This is a genomic window from Gammaproteobacteria bacterium (genome assembly GCA_011375345.1).
Taxonomy (GTDB): domain Bacteria; phylum Pseudomonadota; class Gammaproteobacteria; order DRLM01; family DRLM01; genus DRLM01.
In genome coordinates, this window is sequence record DRLM01000065.1 from 1 (window position 1) to 5,619 (window position 5,619).

Sequence of the window (5,619 nt, forward strand, 5' to 3'; positions counted from 1 at the left end):
GAATGGTCATCGTCCGCGACATGTGGCTCACCGGCTTCGACGCACCAGTGCTCCACACCCTGTACATCGACAAGCCCATGCGCGGCCACGGACTGATGCAGGCCATCGCCCGCGTGAACCGCGTCTTCCGCGACAAGCCAGGCGGGCTGGTGGTGGACTACATCGGCCTGGCGCAGGAACTCAAGAGCGCGCTGGCCACCTACACCGAGAGCGGCGGCACCGGCCGCACGGCACTGGACCAGGACGAGGCCGTGGCCCTGATGCAGGAGAAATACGAAGTCTGCTGTGGACTCTTCGATTCGTACACGACGCCTGACGGCGTCGTAGGGGGCTTCGACTGGTCGGCATGGGTCGGCGGCACGCCGCAGGAGCGCCTGAGCCTGCTGCCGGCGGCGCAGGAGCACATCCTGGCCCAGGAAAACGGCAAGGACCGTCTCATCAAGGCCGTGCGCGAGCTTTCCCAGGCCTTCGCCCTGGCCGTGCCTCACGAGGAAGCGCTGAGAATCCGCGACGACGTCGCTTTTTTCCAGGCTGTGCAGAGCGTGCTGGCCAAGCGGGCGCCGGGGGATGCTCGGCCGGAAGAGGAGCTGGACCACGCCGTGCGCCAAATCATCGCCAGGGCCGTGGCCCCCGAGGGGGTGATCGATGTCTTTGCCGCCGCCGGGCTGGAGAAGCCGGACATCTCCATCCTGTCCGATGAGTTCCTGGCCGAGATGCGCGGCATGCCCCAGCGCAACCTGGCGGTGGAGCTGTTGCAAAAGCTGCTGAAGGGCGAGATCAAGACCCGCCGGCGCAGGAATCTGGTGCAGGCGCGCTCATTCGCCGAAATGCTGGAACAATCCCTGCGCCGCTACCAGAACCGCGCCATCGAGGCGGCCCAGGTGATCGAGGAGCTGATCCAACTGGCCAAGGAGATGCGCGAGGCCGACCGCCGGGGCGAGGAACTGGGGCTCTCCGAGGACGAACTGGCCTTCTACGACGCCCTGGAGACCAACGACAGCGCCGTCGCCGTGCTGGGAGACGAGACCTTGCGCGGCATCGCCCGCGAACTGGTCGAAGCAGTGCGCGCCAACGTAACCATCGACTGGACCTGCCGCGAGGACGTGCGGGCGAAAATGCGGGTGATCGTCAAGCGCATCCTGCGCAAGCACGGCTACCCACCCGACAAGCAGGAGAAGGCCACGCAAACGGTTCTGGAGCAGGCGGAGCAGTTATCGGAGTTGTGGGCCGCATAGCGTCGATCTGAAAAGTTGCCACCAGCCACTGTCTGGCTTCCGGCATGTCCTGTTCCGCGTACCAGCCCAGGATCGCCTCCAGGTCCGCCGGCGCGGATTCGGCGAAGGTGACGGCGGGGGTGCCGGCACAGGGCTATTTCAGGCCGAGCCGTGCCCGGGCCTCCGCCAGGCTGACCTCGCGTCCCGCATCCAGGTCGGCCAGGCCCTCCACCACGGCGCGCATGAAGGCGCGTTCCTCCTCGGCGGTCTCGAAGTCCGCCACCGACTGCACCACGGCCACGCCCCGCCCGCGGCTGGTGACCAGCACGGGCCGGTGGGTCTCCGCGGTGTGTTTCACCTCCCGGCCCGGACTGGTCTTGAGGTCCGTGAGCGGCACCACGTCCTCGGAGAACTTGATGTTCATGGTCGGTCCTCGTGTCCCGTGAACAGGGCCGAATTATGAAATTTCTTGGTGGGGATGGGTTGTTCTGAATGATGGTGGGCCCGCCAGGACTCGAACCTGGGACCAAGGGATTATGAGTCCCCTGCTCTAACCAACTGAGCTACAGGCCCGGAGAACGCGGAGGGAGTATAGAAGATGCCGCCGCTCCGGCAAAGGCGGCGGGGGGTTTTACGCTGAGTCGAGGAAACTCCGCAGTTGCTCGGAGCGGGTGGGGTGGCGCAGTTTGCGCAAGGCCTTGGCCTCAATCTGCCGGATGCGCTCCCGCGTCACGTCGAATTGTTTGCCCACTTCCTCCAGCGTGTGGTCGGTGTTCATGCCGATGCCAAAACGCATGCGCAGTACTTTCGCCTCCCGCGCTGTCAGGCTTTCCAGCACGTATTTGGTGGCTTCCCGCAAACCCTCGAAGGTGGCCGCGTCGGGGGGGGCGATGTCGTTGACGTCTTCGATAAAATCGCCCAGGTGCGAGTCCTCGTCATCGCCGATGGGGGTTTCCATGGAAATGGGTTCCTTGGCAATTTTCAGCACTTTGCGGACTTTTTCTTCCGGCATTTCCATGCGTTCGGCCAGCTCTTCCGGTGTGGGGTCGCGGCCCATTTCCTGCAGCATCTGGCGGGAGATGCGGTTGAGCTTGTTGATGGTCTCGATCATGTGCACGGGGATGCGAATGGTGCGCGCCTGGTCGGCGATGGAGCGGGTTATGGCCTGGCGGATCCACCAGGTCGCGTAGGTGGAGAACTTGTACCCGCGGCGGTATTCGAATTTGTCCACGGCTTTCATCAGGCCGATATTGCCTTCCTGGATCAAGTCCAGGAACTGCAGGCCCCGGTTGGTGTATTTCTTGGCGATGGAGATCACCAGGCGGAGATTGGCTTCCACCATTTCCTTTTTGGCGCGGCGGGCCTTTGCTTCGCCGATGGACACCTTGCGGTTGGTGTCTTTGATTTCGCCGATACTCATGCCGCAATGCGCCTGAATGGCCGCCAGCTTTTCCTGGATCTTGCGCACGTCTTCGGCGCGCTCGGCCAACATTTTGGCGTAAGGTTCTCCCGATGCGATTTCCTGATCCACCCAGGCCGGGTTGGCTTCGTGATCAGGGAAAGAGGTGATGAAGTGTTTGCGCGGCATGCGCGCCCGGCCCACGCAGATGTCCATCACTTCGCGCTCATGGCCGCGGATACATTCCACGGTGGCACGCAGATAGATCACCAGGCTGTCAACGAAAGGCGGCGCCAGCTTGAGTTCCAGAAATCTTTCGCTCATGGCTTTGCGCAGCGCTTTGACTTTGGCCCCGGGCTTGCCCCCTTTGGCGCCGAGCGCCGACCATCGCTCGTACAAGCCGGCCAGCGCCGCGATGCGTTCCCGCACCGCTTCAGGGTCTACGCCGTTGTCGGTCGCGGTGTCGTCCTCTTCCTCGTCGTCATCGCCGCCATCACCGGAGCTGCTTGTTTCCCCGCTGACGGCCGTCTTTTCTGTCTGGGCAGCGGCGGAGGGCGCGGCCTCTTCCTCGGGATCGTGGATTCCCCGCACAACGTCGGCCAGGCGCACCTCGCCCGCTTCCACCCGCGCAAATACGCGCAGCAGCTCCGCGATTGCTTCGGGGTAGTGGGACAGCGCCAGCAGTACTTGATTTTCGCCGTCTTCGATGCGTTTGGCGATTTGAATTTCGCCTTCGCGGGTGAGGAGTTCGACGGTGCCCATCTCCCGCATGTACATGCGCACGGGGTCAGTGGTGCGGCCGAATTCGCTGTCCACTGTGGCCAGGGCGGCGGCGGCCTCTTCGGCGGCGTCGTCGTCAGTGACGGTGTTGTCGGACAGGATCAGGGCATCGGCATCGGGCGCAGTCTCGTGCACGGGGATGCCCATGTCGTTGATCATGTTGATGATGTCTTCGATCTGCTCCGGATCGACGATTTCGTCCGGCAGATGATCGTTGACCTCACGGTAGGTCAGGAAGCCCTGTTCCTTGCCGTGGGCGATCAGTACTTTTAGTTGCGATTGCTGCTGCTCGTGGTTCATCATGGACCCATGTCACTCAAATGACACCAAGTAAAATAAGCCGATCATTGTATAATAGTCTGCCCGCGGTTGCGAAGTCCCCTGTTTTTCATGCGGGGGTAAGGGGGGGCGCCGCGAGCAGGTGTTTCAGTTCCGTTTTTTCTTCGGCGCTCAGGCCTTCCCCTGCCGCCTTGGACAACAGCCGCTTCGTCCGTTCGTTGTGCCGCCGGCCGTCCAGCCAGTGGACTACCGCCCGGAATTCTGTTTCCACTTCTTCATCCGACAGGGGTTCGTTCCAGGTGGCCAGCTGGGCCAACCGTTCCCCCTGCTCCTTGCCGCGCCACTGTTCCAGGATTCCGCCCAGGCTAAGATGCGGTTTGTGCTGCAAAAGTTCAAGCAGGGCACACAGCAAGTTTAGATCCTCCACGGCCAGATCGCACCACCGCTGCGGATCGCCCGCCGCGCCGGCCAGGTCGGGCCGGCGCAACAGCAGGGCGACGGCCTTGCCCACCGGCGACAAAGGAGGCCGGTTCTTCCCCGAGTGCCCCGGCAGCGGCCTGAATGCGGCGCCGCTGCCCAGGGCGCGGCGCAGTGCTCTGCGCTCCACCCTGGCCCGCTCGGCGAGCTGGTCCAGCATCAGGTGTCGGAATACGCCCGCGGGGAGCCTGGCAATCAAGGGTCGTGCCAATTCCACCAAGCGGGCGCGACCGTCCATACTGTTCATGTCGGTTTGGCCGGCCAGGGTTTCATAGAAAAAAGTCGATAGTGGGACCGATTTTGCAATCCGGGCCCGAAACCCCTCGGCGCCCTCCCGTCTCACGACGGAATCCGGGTCGTCCCCTTCCGGAAAAAACAGGAAGCGCGCCTGGCGCCCTTCCACCATGAGGGGGAAGACTTGTTCCAAAGCGCGCCAGGCGGCGGCGCGGCCGGCACGGTCACCATCGAAGCAAAACAACACTTCGCTGCTTAGCCGGAACAAACGCTCCAGGTGCTCGCGGGTGGTGGCGGTGCCCAGGGTGGCCACGGCGTGGCGTATGCCGTGTTCGGCCAGGGCGACCACATCCATGTAGCCTTCCACCACCAAGACGCTTTCCAGGCGTCCCAGAGCGCGTTGTGCCTCGTAGAGCCCGTAGAGCTCGCGCCCTTTGTGAAACAGGGCTGTTTCGGGGGAATTCAGATACTTGGGGGTATCATCGCCGATCACCCGTCCGCCGAAGCCGATCACCCGGCCACGCCGGTCGCGGATGGGGAATACGATGCGGTGACGGAAACGGTCGTAGCAGGCGCCGCTGTCTTTTTTGACCACCAGGCCTGCCGCGATCAGGGCCTCGCGTTGTGCCGGCGTTTGTCCCAGGTGGCCGAGCAGGCCGTCCCAGCCGGGCGGGGCATAGCCGATGCTGAAGTCGGCCGCGGTGCGTCCGCTGAGGCCGCGGCCTTTGAGATAGGCGACGGCGTCGGGGTTGTCGCGCAGCCGGGCGCGAAACCAAGCTTCCGCCTCCGTCAACAGGTCGTACAGGGGTTGGTGATTGGGCGTCTCGGCGCCCGCTTCGGGCCTGGGCAGGGACAGGCCCACCAGTCTGGCCAGCTCATCCACTGCGTCGACAAAGCCCGCGTGCTCGTATTCCATCAGAAAGGTGATGGCGGTGCCGTGGGCGCCGCAACCGAAACAGTGATAAAACTGTTTGGTGGGACTGACGGTGAAGGACGGGGTTTTTTCGTCGTGGAAGGGGCAGCGGGCCTGGTATTCGCGGCCCACTTTGCGCAGGGGCAGGCGTGCGCCGATGACTTCCACGATATCAACGCGGGAGATGAGGTCGTCGATAAAGCCTTGTGGAATGCGGCCGGCCATGATGTGAATTGTAGGGATTGCGGCGGCCGGAGTCAGCCGCGGCGGGAAAAGGGGGCGACAAAGCCGATTCAACAGCAGCCGGTGTGCCGCCCGCGGTC

Annotated in this window: 4 protein-coding genes and 1 tRNA gene; 1 reads left to right on the forward strand and 4 read right to left on the reverse strand. The window is 63.8% G+C overall.

The annotated features are described in order from the left end of the window. Positions 1-1,235, forward strand: a 1,235-nt coding sequence (locus ENJ19_04810) for a DUF3387 domain-containing protein (protein HHM05048.1), incomplete at its 5' end; no start/stop codon positions are given. A 133-nt stretch (positions 1,236-1,368) separates the two neighbouring features. On the opposite strand, the gene ENJ19_04815 is transcribed toward ENJ19_04810, so the two are convergent. The 4 genes from ENJ19_04815 to ENJ19_04830 form a co-directional block, all read right to left on the reverse strand. Beyond that, a complete protein-coding gene (locus ENJ19_04815; GenBank protein HHM05049.1) occupies positions 1,369-1,638 on the reverse strand; it encodes a type II toxin-antitoxin system prevent-host-death family antitoxin in 270 nt (89 codons plus the stop codon). Between the two features lie 72 nt (positions 1,639-1,710). Further along, a tRNA-Met gene (locus ENJ19_04820) sits at positions 1,711-1,787 on the reverse strand. Between the two features lie 58 nt (positions 1,788-1,845). Beyond that, entirely contained in the window at positions 1,846-3,693 is a 1,848-nt protein-coding gene (gene rpoD / locus ENJ19_04825) for an RNA polymerase sigma factor RpoD (protein ID HHM05050.1), read from the reverse strand. Positions 3,694-3,781: 88 nt separating this feature from the next. Continuing rightward, the gene (locus ENJ19_04830) at positions 3,782-5,521 is read right to left on the reverse strand and encodes a DNA primase (protein HHM05051.1); all 1,740 of its coding nucleotides are present in this window, start codon (positions 5,519-5,521) and stop codon (positions 3,782-3,784) included. Positions 5,522-5,619: the final 98 nt, after the last annotated feature.